This window comes from Sphingomonas sp. 2R-10 (assembly GCF_030062225.1).
Lineage (GTDB): Bacteria > Pseudomonadota > Alphaproteobacteria > Sphingomonadales > Sphingomonadaceae > Sphingomonas.
Window position 1 is genome coordinate 1 of record NZ_JASCXF010000049.1, and the last position, 15,263, is coordinate 15,263.

The window sequence follows — 15,263 nt, forward strand, 5'->3', positions numbered from 1 at the left end:
CATGACCCCCGACCCCGCAGTCTCCCCCGCACCCGCGGGGATCATCCCGCGCGGAACGCATCGGTCGTACCGTCGCCAAGGTCTCCCCCGCACCCGCGGGGATCATCCCGACGTCCAGCCGCAGCACGCCCATCAGCAGCAGTCTCCCCCGCACCCGCGGGGATCATCCCGATGAGCGCGGCGCTTATGGGACGCTGCACATGCCTCCCCCGCACCCGCGGGGATCATCCCAACACCCATTCCGGGTACCAGGGCGGCGACGAGCCTCCCCCGCACCCGCGGGGATCATCCCCGTTTCGTCGCTGTCGTTCACCCGGTCGTGATGCCTCCCCCGCACCCGCGGGGATCATCCCCATCAATGGGAGACGACCACATGCAGACGATCGCCTCCCCCGCACCCGCGGGGATCATCCCGCCGGAGAGCGATGGCCGGGAATGAGTCCACAGCCTCCCCCGCACCCGCGGGGATCATCCCTAGTCCCCAGTAGTCCCCAGCCTCCCCAATCGGCCTCCCCCGCACCCGCGGGGATCATCCCGACGTTCGCCGCTAACAGGGGGTCGTGAACCGGTCTCCCCCGCACCCGCGGGGATCATCCCATGCCCATGCCGGCCGCCGTTTTATTCATCGTGTCTCCCCCGCACCCGCGGGGATCATCCCCGCGCAGGCGAGGCGATGCCCGCCAAACTTCAGTCTCCCCCGCACCCGCGGGGATCATCCCTGGGCGCATGGGTGCGGCAGGGGGCGGATGGCGTCTCCCCCGCACCCGCGGGGATCATCCCATGGCTGGAGCGGCTTCACCCTCACGATGCGCGCCTCCCCCGCACCCGCGGGAAACATCCTTGAGCAGAACCCCAGCCTCAGCCGTCGGGCGGCAGGCTGACGAACAGCCCGCTCGCCACGATCGTGCGCATCGCGGGCATCAGCCACAGCGTTTCCAGCACAGCGGACGCACTTTCTACCCCCGCCCCCGGGCGCAGGCCGAAGACCAGCATCACGCCAACCGGCGACACCATCGGCGATCGCCCCGTCCGTCCACTCGCGCGATACCCCGCCCCGCCGCTGACCCTGGCGGGGCGGCACCGGTTACTCCGCAGCCTCCGCGACTGGCGCAACGCTTTCCTTCCACGCCAGCACGGGTTTACGTGCCGCCAGCGTCTCGTCGAGGCGGCGGCGCGGCGCGAAGTGCGGTGCCGACTTCAGCGCCTGATCGCCCGCCTTGGCGCGTTCGCCGACTGATTTCAGCGCACCGATGAACTGGTCGAGCGCCGCCTTGCTCTCCGTCTCTGTAGGCTCCACCAGCATCGCGCCGTGGACGACCAGCGGGAAATACACCGTCATCGGGTGATAGCCCTCGTCGATCAGCCCCTTGGCGACATCAAGGGTCGAGAAACCCTCAGCAAGGTTCGCATCGCTGAACAGCGCCTCGTGCATGCACGGCCCGCTGTTACCGAACGGCGCGTCGAGCGTATCGTCGAGGCTGCGCAAGATGTAGTTCGCGTTCAACACCGCGTCTTCCGACACCTGCTTCAACCCGTCCGCGCCGTGGCTGAGAATGTACGACAGCGCGCGGGTGAACATGCCCATCTGGCCATGGAACGCGACCATCCGGCCGAAGCTGTCGGCGTGATGCTCGCCCGCCGTCTCTTCCTCGACCAGCACGAACCTGCCGTCCTGCTGCTCGACGAAGGGCAGCGGCGCGAACGGGGTCAGCGCCTTCGAGAACACCACCGGCCCCGACCCCGGACCGCCGCCGCCATGCGGGGTCGAGAAGGTCTTGTGCAGGTTGATGTGCATCGCATCGACGCCGAGGTCGCCCGGCCGCACCCGGCCGACGATCGCGTTGAAGTTCGCGCCGTCGCAATAGACGTATCCGCCCGCCGCATGGACCGCGTCGGAGATTTCCTTCAGGTCGCGTTCGAACAGCCCGCAGGTGTTCGGGTTGGTAATCATCACCCCGGCGACGTCCGGCCCCAGCCGGTCCTTGAGCGCCTGCGTATCGATGCGACCCTCGGCGGTGGCGGGGATCGCCTTCACCGTGAAGCCGGCGAACGCCGCCGTCGCCGGGTTGGTGCCGTGCGCCGATTCAGGAACGAGGATCGTCTTGCGATGCCCCTCGCCGCGTTTTTCCAATGCCGCCTTGATCGCGAGGATGCCGCACAGTTCGCCATGCGCGCCGGCCTTCGGGCTCATCGCGACCGAATCCATGTTGGTGAGCGTCACCAGCCAGTGCGCGAGCTGGTGGATCACCTCCAGCGCGCCCTGCACCGTGTCGACTGGGCCCAGCGGGTGGAGATCGGCGAAGCCGGGCAGCCGCGCCATCCGCTCGTTCAGGCGCGGGTTGTGCTTCATCGTGCACGAACCCAGCGGGAACAGGCCGAGGTCGATCGCATAATTCTGACGGCTCAGTCGCGTATAGTGGCGCACCGCTTCCGGCTCCGACAGACCGGGCAGGCCGATCGCGCCCTTGCGGGCATGGCTGCCGAGCCGCGATGCGACCTTGGGCGCCTCGTCGATATCGACGCCGGTGGTTTCGCTCGAGCCGATCTCGAAGATCAGCGCCTCTTCCAGCATCAGCGCGCGATTGCCGGTGAAGGTCGCCTGTGCCTGTGCCGAAGCCTCGCCCATTTCCGGGCGCCAGCCGCTCTGGTTCACACTCATGCCAATACCTCCGTGAGCGCCGTCGCCAGCGCCTCGATATCGTCCTCGGTCACGGTTTCGGTGACCGCCACGACCAGCCCGTTGGCCAGCCCTTCGTCGTTCGGATAGAGCCGCCCCAGCGACACGCCGGCCAGCACGCCGCGATCAGCAAGTTCGCGCACCACCGGCCGCGCTTCGACCGGCAGCTTGAGCGTGAATTCGTTGAAGAAGCTGTCGTTGATCAGCGCGACGCCCGACACCTGCGCCAGCCGGTCGGCTGCGGCACAGGCCTTGGCATGGTTGACCTCGGCCAACTGCCGCAGCCCCTTTTCCCCGAGCAGCGTCAGGTGGATCGAGAAGGCGAGCGCACACAGGCCGGAGTTGGTGCAGATGTTCGACGTCGCCTTTTCACGGCGGATATGCTGTTCGCGGGTCGACAGCGTCAGCACGAACCCGCGCTTGCCCTCGGCATCGACCGTCTCGCCGCACAGCCGGCCCGGCATCTGCCGCACCAGCTTTTCCGAACAGGCGAACAGGCCGACATAGGGGCCGCCGAACTGCAGCCCTACGCCCAGCGATTGTCCCTCTCCCACCACGATGTCGGCGCCCAGATTGCCCGGCGCCTCGATCGCGCCCAGCGCCACCGGCTCGGTCACGACCGCGATCAGCAGCGCCTTGGCGGCATGTGCCGCGTCGGCGATGCGCTGCAGGTCGGGAATGCGGCCGAGGATGTCGGGATATTGCACGACGACGCACGACGTGTCGGCGTCGATCGATGCGATGATCGCGTCATCGTCGGTCGCGGCATCCAGCACCGGCAGCGATGTCGCCAGCACATCGCCGGTGTACTTCGCCATCGTTTTCGCGACCGAGACGTAATGCGGATGCACCCCGCCCGAAAACACCGCCTTCGCCTTGCGCGTCACGCGCCGCGCCATCGTCACCGCTTCCCAGCAGGCGGTCGAGCCGTCGTACATCGACGCGTTGGCGACATCGCAGCCGAGCAGCCGGGCGACCTGGCTCTGGAACTCGAACAGCATCTGCAACGTACCCTGCGCGATTTCCGGCTGGTAGGGCGTATACGCCGTCAGATACTCGCCGCGCTGGATCAGGTGATCAACGCTGGCCGGCACATGGTGGCGATACGCGCCGCAGCCGAGGAAGAACGGCACCGACCCCGCCGCGACGTTCTTCGCCGCCAGCGCCGACAGATGCCGTTCGACCGCCAGCTCGCTGGCATGGTTCGGCAGGCCGGGCACCGGCCCGTCGAGCCGGGCGGATTCGGGAACGTCGACGAACAGGTCGTCGATGCTGTCGGCACCGATCACGGACAGCATGTCCGCGCGGTCGGTCGGGGTCAGGGGAAGATAGCGCATGATGGTCCTTGTTGGTCCGCCCGGGGGCGGCCTCATTCGTCATTCCGGCGAAAGCCGGAATCCACAGATACGGGCGTCATCGATTCAAAACGCGCCGGCCCGTGACCATGGATCCCGGCCTGCGCCGGGATGACGCAGGCCGGCGGACAGATCGGTTCGCTTACAGCCGCGCGATGTACGCGGCGTATTTCTCTTCATCCATCAGCTCGCCCAGCTCGCTGTCGTCGCGTAAGCTCAGCTTGAAGAACCAGCCGTCGCCTTCCGGGTCTTCGTTCACCAGTGCCGGGTTGTCGGTCAGCGCGGCATTGCCCTCGATCACCGTGCCCGATGCCGGGGTGTAGACGTCCGACGCGGCCTTCACCGATTCGACCACGGCAGCATCGTCGCCCTTGGTCAGTTCGCGGCCGTCGGCCGGCACGTCGACGAACACGATGTCGCCCAGCTGCCCGGCGGCATATTCGGTGATGCCGACCGTCGCGACTTCACCGTCGACTTCGATCCACTCATGTTCCTGCGTGAAAAAACGGCTCATCGGGGCAACTCCCTCTTAACGGACGTAACGATGGGGGACGAACGGCATCGGCACGACGCGCGCCGGATGCAGCTTGCCGCGCTGGCGCAGGGTGACTACCCCGCCTTCCGCCAGCGCCGGCGGGCAATAGGCCATGGCGATCGGCGCCTGCACGCTGGGCGCGAACCCGCCCGAGGTGACGTGGCCGACGACATTGCCGTCGGCGTCGACCACCTCGGCACCCTCGCGCACCGGCTGACGCCCCTCGACGATCAGCCCGATCCGCTTCAGCTGCGGTCCGCCAGCGCGTTCGGCGAGGATACGCTCGGCACCGGGGAAGCCACCTTCCTCGCGGCGACGCTTCGACAGCGCGAAGCCCAGATCGGCCGCGACCGGCGTCGTGTCGGGCGAAAGGTCATGGCCGTAGAGCGGCAACCCGGCTTCGAGGCGCAGCGAGTCGCGCGCGCCAAGCCCGATCGGCTTTACTTCCGGTTCGGCGCAGATCGCATCGGCGAAGGCGGTGGCGGCATCCTCGGGCAGCGAAATCTCGAACCCGTCCTCGCCGGTATAGCCCGAGCGGCTGACCCACAGCGCATGGCCGTTCCAGTCGAACCCGCCCGCGGTCATGAACGTCAGCGCGGCGACGCCCGGCAGGATGCGATCCAGCGCATCGACCGCCTTCGGCCCCTGCAACGCCAGCAACGCCCGGTCGTCGAGATGGTTGAGCGTGATCTCGTCGGCGAGATACTCGCGGAGGTGCCCGATATCGTCATACTTGGTCGCGCCATTGACGACCATGTAGAACGCCTCATCGCCCTCGACCTCGCCGAACGGCTGCGCATCGCCCAGCCGCGTGACCATCAGGTCGTCGAGGATGCCGCCCTGTTCGTCGAGCAGCAGCGAATAGCGCATCTTCGCGGGCTTCAGGATGCGCAGGTCGCCCGGCAGCAGCGCCTCGAGCGCGGCGGTCGTATCCCGCCCATGGATCAGCAACTGGCCCATATGGCTGACATCGAACAGCCCGGCGCTCTCGCGCGTCCACAGATGCTCGGCCATGATGCCTTCATACTGGACCGGCATCGTATAGCCCGCGAACGGGACCATGCGCCCGCCCTTGCCGCGGTGCCACGCATCGAGCGGCAGGACCTGCGGCGGCAGTTCCTCGACCGGATCGGTGCCGTCGGCGCGCAGTTCGTGGGCGGGTTCGGGGGCAATGTCGCTCATGGGCCGCGTCCTTCGTGCATGGGTCAAACGACGGACGCACGGGCACCTGCCCGCTTGCGACCATCGCCCCCTCTGTCACGGAACCTGAGAGCTTTCGCGAGGGCCGCGGCCCTGCTTACCCCTTCGGTGGTCCGACCGGTTCGGCCGCGACGCTTTCCAGAGTATCTTGTGCCACAAGCGCGGTCCCTGTTGCCTGAGAGATTCCGGGGCGGTTGCTCCTTCGGCGGCGGATCGCTCCGCACTCTCCCGCGCATGGCGTCGGCTGGAAGCCTTCGATGCGCGAAGCTCTGGCTCGGGGGCCGGGATTAGTCAATCGGGAAAGCGGTCCCGGTAGCGGATGGAGGGGCAACGCGACGACGTTCGTCATCCCGGCGCAGGCCGGGATCCATGAACAGGCGACGTAGCGGATCCATCGAAGCTGCCCGTATCCATGGATCCCGGCCTGCGCCGGGATGACGAAAGGGCGCGCGCCATATGTTCGCGATTACCGCGTGACGTTGTACCGCAGCTGCTCGTCGGTCAGCTGGAAGCCGACCAGCGCCTCGAACGTCGCCGACAATACCGCCTGCCGCACCGCCGGATCGGACAGCGGGTCGATCGCCGCGTCCTGGTCGCCGGGCTTGCGGCGGCGATTGATCTGGTTGCGGGTTTCCTGCGGCAGCGTCGCGGCGGCGCGGTCGACGATCGCGGTACCCTGCCCCTGCGCCGACGCCCGCGCCGCCCCCGCAGCGAAGTTCAGCGTGATCTGTCCCACCCGCTTCGACACAACCTGCGTGCCGCCGCGCACGACCGACACGAAATAGGGCAGCGTCACCGTCCGCGCGGCGTCGGTGCTGATGCGCCGCGCCTGCACGTCGAAGCTGAGTGCGCTGTTGATCGTGTCCGCCCCCTCGACACAGGTGGCGCGCACGTTGGTCAGCGTCGCGACGACGTCGATCGCCTTCGCATCGCGGCTGGCGGGCGGGTCGAACAGCGTGATGTCGCCGGTCCCCGCCGGCACGCCCGCGACCGGACAGGCCGATCGCACGGCCGAGATGCCGACGCCCTGCGTCACGTCCAGTTCGCCGGTGCGCTTGCACCCCGACAGTGCGGCCACAGCGAGCACGGGGGCAAGGGTGGCGACGGCGGCGGTTTTGCGGAGGGTCACGGAAATCTGTACCTTATGCACGGGTGCGGCGATGCCGCGCCTCCTGATCGTCACGCTTCATAGGAACCGCCTTTCGCGCGTGCAAGCAATCGCGTGTTTCGCGGACGGTGCCAGCCACACCTTGGCCTGCTCCCAAACAAGCTGTAAGCGCATGGGCCATGACCGACGCCCGACGCCCCGCCATCGAACTCCTGATCGCTGCCCCGCGCGGATTTTGCGCCGGGGTCGACCGCGCCATCCAGATCGTCGAGCTGGCGATCCAGAAGCACGGCGCGCCGGTCTATGTCCGGCACGAGATCGTCCACAACAAGTTCGTGGTCGACTCGCTGCGCGCAAAGGGGGCGATCTTCGTCGAGGAACTGGACCAGGTGCCCGATGGCGTGCCGGTGGTGTTCTCGGCGCACGGCGTGCCCAAGTCGGTGCCCGCCGCGGCCAGCGAGCGTGGCCTCGAATATCTCGACGCCACCTGCCCGCTGGTGTCGAAGGTCCATCGCCAGGCAGAACGGCTGGTCGCATCGGGCCGCCACATCCTGTTCGTCGGCCATGCCGGCCATCCCGAAGTCATCGGCACGTTCGGACAGGTGCCCGTCGGCCAGATGACGCTGATCGAAACGGTCGAGGACGTCGCGAACCTGACCCCCGCCGATCCCGACAACCTCGCCTTCCTGACGCAGACGACGCTGTCGGTCGACGATACCCGTGCCATCGTCGAGGCGACGATCGCCCGCTTCCCGACGATCGTCGCGCCCAAGGCCGACGACATCTGCTATGCGACGTCCAACCGCCAGAATGCGGTGAAGGCGATCGCGCAGAGCTGCGACATGATGCTGGTGATCGGCGCGCCCAATTCGTCGAACTCGGTGCGGCTGGTCGAGGTGGCGGAGCGCGAGGGGACATCGGCCAAGCTGATCCAGCGCGCCGCGGAACTCGACTTCGCATGGCTCGACGGCATCGGCACGCTCGGCATCACGGCGGGTGCCTCGGCTCCCGAAGTCCTCGTGCGCGAACTGGTCGACCGCATCGCCACCCGCTTCGACGTGACCGAGCGCGAGGTCGAGATGACCCGCGAGACCATCGCCTTCAAGCTGCCGCGCGGCCTCGAAGCCGCCTGATGGCCGTCTATACGCAGGTGTCGGCGGAGGCGCTCGCGCGCTTCCTGTCTGGCTACGACCATGGCGAACTGGTCTCGGCCAAGGGGATCGCCGAAGGGGTCGAGAACAGCAACTATCTGGTCGACACCACCACCGGCCGCTTCATCCTGACGCTGTACGAAAAGCGCGTCGACCTTGCCGACCTGCCCTTCTTCTTTGCGATGACCGATGCACTGGCGGATGCCGGCAATCCGGTGCCGCGCGCGCTGCCCGACCGGGCGGGACAGGTGATCCAGACGCTGGAGGGCCGGCCCGCCTGCCTGATCGAGTTCCTGTCGGGCGTGTCGGTGAGCCATCCGACGCCCGGACAGGCCCATGCCGCGGGCGCCGCACTGGGCGCGCTGCACCGCAGCCTCGCCGGGTTCGCGCCGGTGCGCGCCAATTCGATGGGCGTCGCGGCGTGGCCGAAACTGTTCGCCGACTGCGCCGCCGATCTCGACACGATCCGGCCCGGCCTGCATGACCGGGTCGGGGACGCGCTCGACGCGGTGCTCGCCGACTGGCCGCGCGACCTGCCGACCGGTACGATCCATGCCGACCTGTTCCCCGACAACGTCCTGATGCTGGGCGACAGGGTCACCGGGCTGATCGATTTCTATTTCGCCTGCACCGACATCACGGCCTATGACGTCGCGATCACCCATTCGGCGTGGAGCTTCGATGCGACGGGCCGGCCGCTCGATCCCGCGATCGGCCGCGCGCTGCTGACGGGCTATGCCACGCAGGCGACGCTGTCGACGGCCGAGGTCGCCGCGCTGCCATTGCTGGCGAAGGGCGCCTGCCTGCGCTTCCTGCTGACGCGTGCATGGGACTGGATCAACACGCCCGCCGACGCGCTGGTGACGCGCAAGGACCCGCTCGCCTATCTGCGCCGGCTCGACTGGTACGACGCCACCGCCGACGCCTTCGCATGACCGAAACCCCCGAACTCCCCCGCGTCGAGATCGCAACCGATGGCGCGTGCAAGGGCAATCCCGGGCGCGGCGGCTGGGGCGCCGTGCTGCGCGCCGCCGACGGGCGCGAACGCGAATTGTCGGGCGGCGAGCCCGACACCACCAACAACCGCATGGAATTGATGGCGGCGATCGAGGGGCTGAACGCGCTGAAGCGTCCGTGCCGCGTGATCCTGTCGACCGACAGTCGCTATGTGATGGACGGCCTGACCAAGTGGATCAAGGGCTGGCAGAAGAACGGCTGGAAGACCGCCGCGCGCCAGCCGGTCAAGAATGCCGAACTGTGGCAGGACCTGCTGGCCGCCGCCAAGCCGCACCGCATCGAATGGGTGTGGGTGAAGGGCCATGCCGGTCACCCCGACAACGAACGCGCTGACAAGCTGGCCAGCGACGCCGCGGTGGCGCAGCGATGATCCCGCGCGTCCTGATCGACACCGCGCAAGTGCCCGGTGACAATGTCGAATTGCGCCTTGTCCAGCGCGGCGACGATTTCATGATCGTCCTCGACCGCAACGAATTGATGAGCAGCCGCATGTCGGCGTCGGAGGAGGCGCTGGCCGATCTCGGCTGCGCGCACCTGACGGCACGGAAGGGTGCGCAGGTGCTGATCGGCGGGCTGGGCATGGGCTTCACCCTGCGTCGCGCGCTGAAGATACTGCCCGCCGATGCCGAGGTCGTCGTCGCCGAACTGGTGCCCAAGATCGTCGAATGGGCACGCGGGCCGCTGGCGCACATCTTCGACGGGTGCCTCGACGACCCGCGGGTGCGGATCGCGGTTGGCGACGTGGCGTGGGCGATCGAGGATGGCGGCTGGGACGCGGTGTTGCTCGACGTCGACAACGGCCCCGACGGGCTGACCCATGCCGGCAACGACAAGCTGTATTCGACGCGCGGGTTGCAGGTGACCAAGCGCGCGCTGCGGGACGGCGGCGTGCTGGCGATCTGGTCGGCCTATGCCGATGCCGCGTTCACCAGACGGCTGCGCGACTGCGGCTATGCGGTCGACGAACAGGTGGTGCGGGCACGCGGGACCAAGGGCGCGCGGCATGTGATCTGGCTCGCCGGGCGACGGTAGGGGCCCTTTCTTGCTCCTTTCCTACCCTTCCCGTCGAGTTCGAGCTTGTCGAGAACGCGGCTCCGCTGGAACGAGGGAAGAGGTCGCATACCGCCCTCGCCTCCGTTCGGTTCGAGCCTGTCGAGAACCTTCCTGCCCCAAACACGTTCTCGACGGACGCTTCTCGACAGGCTCGAAGCTGCTCGAACCGAACCGGGTGGGTTAGGATAAGCAAGGAGGCCGACCCAGCCGTTCGTGCTGAGTAGGGCCGAGCGAAGTTGAAGGCCCGTATCGAAGCACAATCCCGAACCCCAACCGTCGTTCGATACGCTCTTTCGACATCACCGATGCACCGAAGCCGGCGACCGATCAACGCGAACAGGTCGTTAGATCGGTCCGGCATCGGCTACACCGCTTTGCGGGCCATGGCACGCTGATCAAGCCACGCATAAACACGGACTTGTCGCAGCGGGGACAGCGAATCAGTAGCGAGCGCATGCCGCCGACCAGCACTCAGGCCAACCCGAGCGGTATCAAAACCACGGCCGTCAAATTCGGGCGCAAACCGACCAATGAAAAAACAAACGGAGCGCCCCAAACAATCGTGAACATCGCCACAATCGTCCAAAGCATGTGCCTTACTCCGACGTCATAAACGCTGTCGCGCTGCTTGTCGTGCATACCGATGCGTATAGCGCGCACTGTATACAGCTAAAAGCTTATTCGCTGCAGTTTCAGTATCGCGCACCTTTGATGAGCACCTACTCATCCGTCCGCATCTTCACCTTGTTCGGCAGGTCCTTTCCCTTGGTCCGCCGCGACGGCAGTTGCACCGGGTTCTTCTTCTTCCAGTCGCCCCAGCGCTTCGGCCCTTCCGGGGTATCGATGATCGTGTCGTCGTCCATGACCTGTATCCAAAACGAAAAGGGGCGGCGGATCAACGACCCGCCGCCCCCTTCTTTCCCATCGGGAACGATCAGCCGAGCGTCCAAGCCCCATCGATCCGCGCCAGCGCACCCTGCTGGTTGCCTTCGCGCAGCGCTTCGGGCAGCAGCGCTTCCGGAAAATCCTGATACGATACCGGCCGCAGGAAACGGTCGATGGCGAGCGTCCCGACCGAGGTCGTGCGCCCGTCCGAGGTTGCTGGGAACGGCCCGCCATGGACCATCGCGTGCCCGACTTCGACGCCGGTCGGCCAGCCGTTGCACAGGATGCGGCCGACGGTGCGTTCCAGCACCGGGATCAGCTTGCGCGCGTCCGCATAATCGCCCTCGTCGATCTGCAGCGTCGCGGTCAGCTGGCCTTCGAGCTTGCCCAGCACCTCGACCAGCTCGTCCGCGCTCGCGCACTTCACCACGACCGAGGTCATGCCGAACACTTCGTGCGCATGGGCGGGATCGGCGATGAAGTCCTTGCCCGACACGGCGAAGATCGCCGCGCGGCCGCGGGTCGGGCCATCGGGTTCCTGGCCTTCGCCGACCAGCGTGACCGCCGGGCTCGACGCCAGCTTGGAACGGCCTTCCTCATATGCCTTGTGGATGCCGTCGGTCAGCATGACCTGCGCCGGTGTACCCGTCAGCGCGTCGCCCGCCGTGTCGAGGAACGCGTCCAGCTCCGGACCGGCGATGCCGAGCACGAGGCCGGGGTTGGTGCAGAACTGCCCCGCGCCCATGCTGAGCGACCCGACATAGGCCTTGGCCAGCGCTTCGCCACGGTTCTTCAGCGCCTCGGGCATCAGCACGACCGGGTTGATCGACGACATTTCGGCATAGACCGGGATCGGCTGCGCACGGTCCTGCGCGACCTTCATCAGCGCGGTGCCGCCGCTGCGCGAGCCGGTGAAGCCGACCGCCTGGACCCGCGGATCGGCGACCAGCGCGGTGCCGATCGTCTGGCCCGCGCCCGACACCATCGAGAACACGCCGTCGGGCATGCCGGTCCGCTCCGCCGCCTTGATGATCGCCGAGGCGACCAGTTCGGCAGTGCCCGGATGCGCCTGATGCGCCTTCACGATCACGGTGCAGCCCGCCGCCAGCGCCGACGCGGTGTCGCCACCGGCGGTCGAGAAGGCGAGCGGGAAGTTCGACGCGCCGAACACCACCACCGGGCCGACCGGGATCGTACGCAGCCGCAGGTCGGGCTTCGGCACCGGCGCGCGTGCCGGATCGGCATGGTCGATGCGCAGCTGCTGCCACGCGCCGTCGCGCACTTCCTTGGCGAACAGGCGCAGCTGGCCGCAGGTGCGGCCGCGCTCGCCGGTCAGGCGCGCGATCGGCAGGCCGGTTTCGCGGCTGCCGCGTTCGATCAGCGCATCGCCCAGCGCCTCGATCTCGTCGGCGATCGCGTCGAGGAATCCGGCACGCTGCTCCAGCGGCAGCGCGGCATAGATCGGGAACGCCTCGGCCGCGCGCGCGCAGGCCGCTTCGGCGTCTTCCTTCGTGCCCTTCGAAAATTGCTCACCGAACAGCGTGCCGGTGGCGGGATCATAGGCCTGGAACAGGTCGTCGCGGGCAATCCGCTTGGACCCCAGGAACAGTTCACCGGTGATCGTCATATGCATCCTCTTGGGCTGATGGCGTTGGCGTTCAGATAGGGACTGATAGCGCTAACGTAAATGGCGACTCGAATTACTCCGACAATCTATGCGGCGAATAGGCGGCCGGGTCGACCCCTTGCGGTTCGTCGCCGCGCCCCAGCAGCGCCGCGCACAACCGTGCGGCGGCCGGCGCGGTCTGGATACCGAAGCCGCCCTGCCCCGCGCACCAGAAGAGACCGGGCACGTAGCGGTCGAAGCCATAGACCGGCAGCCGGTCGGGCGCGAAGCTGCGCAGGCCCGCCCAGCGCCGCTCGACCGCCACGACCCGCCAGTCGACCGCCGCCTCGAACCGGTCGATCGCCAGCGCCACGTCGATCTCCTCGGCGGCGACGTCGTGCGCACGGTCGGGCGTCTCGTCATGCGGCGACAGCCACAGCCGCCCGCCGGGCTCGGGCTTGAAATAAAACCCGCCCGCAGCATCGATCACCAGCGGCAGGTCGGCCGGTGCCGGCGGATCGACGCGTACCTGCACCACGGTCCGGCGATAGGGTGCGATGCCCGGCGGCGCGGCGCCCAGCAGCTGCGCCACCGCATCCGCCCACGCGCCCGCCGCGTTCACGACGATATCGGCAACGACGGTATCGCCCGCCGCGGTGGTCAGCCGCCATTCCCCGCCGCCCCGCCGCGCCCCGGTCAACCGCGCGTCGCAGCGCAGCTCGACCCCGCCGCGCCGCGCCCGGGCCAGATAGGCGGCATGGAGTGCGGCGACATCGATATCGGCGCAACCCGGCGACCATAGCGCATGCCATTCGCCGCGCAGCCCCGTCACCACGCCCTGCGGATCGCGCCACGCGATCGGCACGCCGGTAGCGGCGAAATCGGCGGCCAGTCGCTCCAGCACCGTCCGGTCGCGCGCGAGCAGCAACTCGCCCCGCGTACGCAGAAACCCCTGTTCGGCGAAACCGGCGGGCGGGGTGTGGAGCAACGGCCCCGATGCGGTCGTCAGCGGCTGGACCAGCGGCCCGCCATAGGTTTCGGACCAGAACGCCGCCGACCGGCCGGTCGCGTGGAAGCCCGGCTGCGCCTCAGCCTCCAGCAGCACGACGCTATCGGTCGCGGCCAGTTCGGCGGCAAGGCTCGCCCCCGCCATCCCCGCCCCGACGATCGCCACCCGCCGACGGGTCATGCGTGGGTCCGCTGCGGCACGGGTGCGCGGGCGTCGAGGAACGCGTCGATCGCGGCGATGGCGCGGGTGCGCACCGGATCGGCCTCTCGCAGGATCTCGTGCGCCGATTCCGGGCCGAAGCGCAGCAGCTCGACATCGGGCAACCGCCCGGCGACCTCGATCGCGGCGCGAGGATCGACCAGCGCGTCGTTCTCCGCCACCAGCATCTGCACCGGCACGCGCGTATCGGCCAGCGCCGGGTCGGCCCGCAACTCCCGCGTCGAGCGGAACGCATCGGTCACCCAGCGCCAGCTGGGCGGGCCGGTGCGCAACATCGCGTCGGTGCCGTGCCACCAGACCTCGTCGGCATAGCGCGCCGGGTCGTGGGTCAGCATCGCCTCGCGCGGTTTCAGCGCATGCGGCCGCTCATTGCCCTTCCACGCCGCGCGCAGCGGGCTGCCCATCGCCGCCAGCACCTGCGCCATGCGCTCGCCGAAGCGCGGGCCGATCGGCGCGCGCAGCCCCAGCATCGGCGCGACCAGCACGCACGCCGCCGGATCGATCCGCCGCTCGACCACCCCGCGCAGCGCCAGATGCCCGCCCATCGAATGGCCGATGATCGCGCGCGGCCCGGCGGCATCCCATTGTTCCCAGAAGGCGGCGAGGTCGTCGAGATAGGTCTCGAACCGTTCGATATGCCCGCAATCGCCCGCCGGCGTGCAGCGCCCCGACCCGCCCTGCCCGCGCCAGTCGAACGCGGTGATGCGCCAGCCCCGGACGTGCCAGTGGGCGAAGGCTTCCAGATACTTCTCGAACACGTCGCCGCGCCCGGTCTGGAACAGCAGGCTGCCGCGCGGGCGGACATTGGCGGGCGCGGGCCAGTCGAACCGGCGATGCGACCAGCCGTCGGGCGCCTGCCAGCGGGTGATGGCGGCGGCGGCGGGAATCGCACGGCGGTACAGGGCGTGGGCGGCCATGGGTCCGGTTACGGTTTGGAAACCCCTTGCGTCTAGAGGTTAACGACATGGGGGGTACGGTCGTTCCTTGGCTGGCGTTCGCGCTGGTCGTGCTGCTGGCGATTGCCGGGATCGAGGACGCGCGTACCCGCGAAATCGCGAACTGGAAGAATGCGGCGATCGCGCTGCTGGCGCCCGCGTGGTGGTGGGCCAACGGCCTGTCGGGCATCGACATGGGCTGGCAGCTGGGCATCGCGCTGATCGTCTTCGCGCTGTTCTTCGCGGCATTCGTCGCCGGCCAGATGGGCGGCGGCGACGTCAAGATGATCGGCGCGCTGGCGCTGTGGCTGCCGCCCGGTGCCGTGCTGTCGATGCTGGTGGTGATGTCGCTGCTGGGCGGCGTGCTGACGCTGCTGTTCCTCGCCGATCGCTGGCGGCGGCGGGCACAGCAGATGCCGGAGATTCCGTACGGGATCGCCATCGCCATCGCGGGCATGCTCGCGATCGCGAACCCGATCTTAACCCATTTCGGTGATGCTTAACGGCGAATCA

At 68.4% G+C, this 15,263-nt stretch carries 16 protein-coding genes, 1 CRISPR repeat array and 2 riboswitches; of the genes, 5 read left to right on the top strand and 11 right to left on the bottom strand.

The window, feature by feature from the left end; genetic code table 11:
• Nucleotides 1-19 precede the first annotated feature (19 nt).
• A CRISPR array of direct repeats spans nt 20-841; the repeat unit is 29 nt; unit sequence GCCTCCCCCGCACCCGCGGGGATCATCCC.
• Between the two features lie 17 nt (nt 842-858).
• The 6 genes from QLH51_RS17560 to QLH51_RS17585 all read right to left on the bottom strand — a co-directional run bounded on the left by QLH51_RS17560 (nt 859) and on the right by QLH51_RS17585 (nt 6,896).
• Nucleotides 859-1,014 carry a hypothetical protein gene (locus QLH51_RS17560; RefSeq protein ID WP_164516235.1) on the bottom strand — a complete coding sequence of 52 codons (156 nt, stop codon included), beginning with the start codon at nt 1,012-1,014 and terminating at the stop codon, nt 859-861.
• A gap of 70 nt (nt 1,015-1,084) precedes the next feature.
• The gene (gene gcvPB, locus QLH51_RS17565) at nt 1,085-2,659 is read right to left on the bottom strand and encodes an aminomethyl-transferring glycine dehydrogenase subunit GcvPB (protein ID WP_125661920.1); all 1,575 of its coding nucleotides are present in this window, start codon (nt 2,657-2,659) and stop codon (nt 1,085-1,087) included.
• A complete protein-coding gene (gene gcvPA / locus QLH51_RS17570) occupies nt 2,656-4,014 on the bottom strand; it encodes an aminomethyl-transferring glycine dehydrogenase subunit GcvPA (protein WP_125661917.1) in 1,359 nt (452 codons plus the stop codon). Before gcvPA ends, gcvPB begins: the two co-directional genes overlap by 4 nt.
• A gap of 160 nt (nt 4,015-4,174) precedes the next feature.
• Nucleotides 4,175-4,546 (bottom strand): glycine cleavage system protein GcvH, encoded by a 372-nt coding sequence (gcvH, locus tag QLH51_RS17575; RefSeq protein ID WP_125661914.1) that lies wholly within the window; start codon nt 4,544-4,546, stop codon nt 4,175-4,177.
• 15 nt (nt 4,547-4,561) lie between these two features.
• On the bottom strand, nt 4,562-5,749 hold the full coding sequence (gcvT, locus tag QLH51_RS17580; RefSeq protein ID WP_125661911.1) for a glycine cleavage system aminomethyltransferase GcvT: 1,188 nt from the start codon (nt 5,747-5,749) through the stop codon (nt 4,562-4,564).
• Nucleotides 5,750-5,811: 62 nt separating this feature from the next.
• A riboswitch (glycine riboswitch) is annotated at nt 5,812-5,919 on the bottom strand.
• Nucleotides 5,920-6,008: riboswitch (glycine riboswitch) on the bottom strand.
• Nucleotides 6,009-6,233: 225 nt separating this feature from the next.
• Nucleotides 6,234-6,896, bottom strand: a complete 663-nt coding sequence (locus tag QLH51_RS17585; RefSeq protein WP_241217990.1) for a hypothetical protein — start codon at nt 6,894-6,896, stop codon at nt 6,234-6,236.
• Nucleotides 6,897-7,054: 158 nt separating this feature from the next.
• Between QLH51_RS17585 and ispH the strand changes: the two genes are divergently transcribed.
• Genes ispH through QLH51_RS17605 form a run of 4 tightly spaced genes read left to right on the top strand, consistent with a single transcriptional unit; the run spans nt 7,055 to nt 10,075 of the window.
• The gene (gene ispH, locus QLH51_RS17590) at nt 7,055-8,008 is read left to right on the top strand and encodes a 4-hydroxy-3-methylbut-2-enyl diphosphate reductase (RefSeq protein WP_125661908.1); all 954 of its coding nucleotides are present in this window, start codon (nt 7,055-7,057) and stop codon (nt 8,006-8,008) included.
• Complete coding sequence (thrB, locus tag QLH51_RS17595) at nt 8,008-8,961, top strand: homoserine kinase (protein ID WP_125661906.1); 954 nt, start codon at nt 8,008-8,010, stop codon at nt 8,959-8,961. The genes ispH and thrB overlap by 1 nt, the downstream gene beginning before the upstream one ends.
• Complete coding sequence (gene rnhA, locus QLH51_RS17600) at nt 8,958-9,413, top strand: ribonuclease HI (RefSeq protein WP_125661904.1); 456 nt, start codon at nt 8,958-8,960, stop codon at nt 9,411-9,413. The genes thrB and rnhA overlap by 4 nt, the downstream gene beginning before the upstream one ends.
• The gene (locus QLH51_RS17605) at nt 9,410-10,075 is read left to right on the top strand and encodes a hypothetical protein (RefSeq protein WP_125661901.1); all 666 of its coding nucleotides are present in this window, start codon (nt 9,410-9,412) and stop codon (nt 10,073-10,075) included. Before rnhA ends, QLH51_RS17605 begins: the two co-directional genes overlap by 4 nt.
• A gap of 492 nt (nt 10,076-10,567) precedes the next feature.
• Here QLH51_RS17605 and QLH51_RS17610 read toward each other — a convergent pair whose 3' ends face one another.
• The 5 genes from QLH51_RS17610 to QLH51_RS17630 all read right to left on the bottom strand — a co-directional run bounded on the left by QLH51_RS17610 (nt 10,568) and on the right by QLH51_RS17630 (nt 14,732).
• Nucleotides 10,568-10,735, bottom strand: coding sequence for a hypothetical protein (locus QLH51_RS17610; RefSeq protein WP_164516234.1), 168 nt, complete (start codon nt 10,733-10,735; stop codon nt 10,568-10,570).
• 80 nt (nt 10,736-10,815) lie between these two features.
• Nucleotides 10,816-11,046, bottom strand: a complete 231-nt coding sequence (locus tag QLH51_RS17615; RefSeq protein ID WP_164516231.1) for a hypothetical protein — start codon at nt 11,044-11,046, stop codon at nt 10,816-10,818.
• Complete coding sequence (locus QLH51_RS17620) at nt 11,031-12,608, bottom strand: aldehyde dehydrogenase (NADP(+)) (protein WP_125661898.1); 1,578 nt, start codon at nt 12,606-12,608, stop codon at nt 11,031-11,033. Before QLH51_RS17620 ends, QLH51_RS17615 begins: the two co-directional genes overlap by 16 nt.
• 73 nt (nt 12,609-12,681) lie before the next feature.
• Nucleotides 12,682-13,776 carry an NAD(P)/FAD-dependent oxidoreductase gene (locus QLH51_RS17625; protein WP_125661895.1) on the bottom strand — a complete coding sequence of 365 codons (1,095 nt, stop codon included), beginning with the start codon at nt 13,774-13,776 and terminating at the stop codon, nt 12,682-12,684.
• Nucleotides 13,773-14,732, bottom strand: a complete 960-nt coding sequence (locus QLH51_RS17630; RefSeq protein WP_125661892.1) for an alpha/beta fold hydrolase — start codon at nt 14,730-14,732, stop codon at nt 13,773-13,775. The genes QLH51_RS17625 and QLH51_RS17630 overlap by 4 nt, the downstream gene beginning before the upstream one ends.
• Before the next feature lie 47 nt (nt 14,733-14,779).
• On the opposite strand from QLH51_RS17630, the gene QLH51_RS17635 reads away from it, so the two are divergent.
• Nucleotides 14,780-15,253, top strand: a complete 474-nt coding sequence (locus QLH51_RS17635; protein WP_125661929.1) for an A24 family peptidase — start codon at nt 14,780-14,782, stop codon at nt 15,251-15,253.
• Nucleotides 15,254-15,263: the final 10 nt, after the last annotated feature.

Coding starts and splice junctions, on each gene's coding strand:
- QLH51_RS17560 (WP_164516235.1), bottom strand. CDS start 1,014: ATGGTGTCGCCGGTTGGCGTGATGCTGGTCTTCGGCCTGCGCCCGGGG.
- gcvPB (WP_125661920.1), bottom strand. CDS start 2,659: ATGAGTGTGAACCAGAGCGGCTGGCGCCCGGAAATGGGCGAGGCTTCG.
- gcvPA (WP_125661917.1), bottom strand. CDS start 4,014: ATGCGCTATCTTCCCCTGACCCCGACCGACCGCGCGGACATGCTGTCC.
- gcvH (WP_125661914.1), bottom strand. CDS start 4,546: ATGAGCCGTTTTTTCACGCAGGAACATGAGTGGATCGAAGTCGACGGT.
- gcvT (WP_125661911.1), bottom strand. CDS start 5,749: ATGAGCGACATTGCCCCCGAACCCGCCCACGAACTGCGCGCCGACGGC.
- ispH (WP_125661908.1), top strand. CDS start 7,055: ATGACCGACGCCCGACGCCCCGCCATCGAACTCCTGATCGCTGCCCCG.
- thrB (WP_125661906.1), top strand. CDS start 8,008: ATGGCCGTCTATACGCAGGTGTCGGCGGAGGCGCTCGCGCGCTTCCTG.
- rnhA (WP_125661904.1), top strand. CDS start 8,958: ATGACCGAAACCCCCGAACTCCCCCGCGTCGAGATCGCAACCGATGGC.
- QLH51_RS17605 (WP_125661901.1), top strand. CDS start 9,410: ATGATCCCGCGCGTCCTGATCGACACCGCGCAAGTGCCCGGTGACAAT.
- QLH51_RS17610 (WP_164516234.1), bottom strand. CDS start 10,735: ATGCACGACAAGCAGCGCGACAGCGTTTATGACGTCGGAGTAAGGCAC.
- QLH51_RS17620 (WP_125661898.1), bottom strand. CDS start 12,608: ATGACGATCACCGGTGAACTGTTCCTGGGGTCCAAGCGGATTGCCCGC.
- QLH51_RS17625 (WP_125661895.1), bottom strand. CDS start 13,776: ATGACCCGTCGGCGGGTGGCGATCGTCGGGGCGGGGATGGCGGGGGCG.
- QLH51_RS17630 (WP_125661892.1), bottom strand. CDS start 14,732: ATGGCCGCCCACGCCCTGTACCGCCGTGCGATTCCCGCCGCCGCCGCC.
- QLH51_RS17635 (WP_125661929.1), top strand. CDS start 14,780: ATGGGGGGTACGGTCGTTCCTTGGCTGGCGTTCGCGCTGGTCGTGCTG.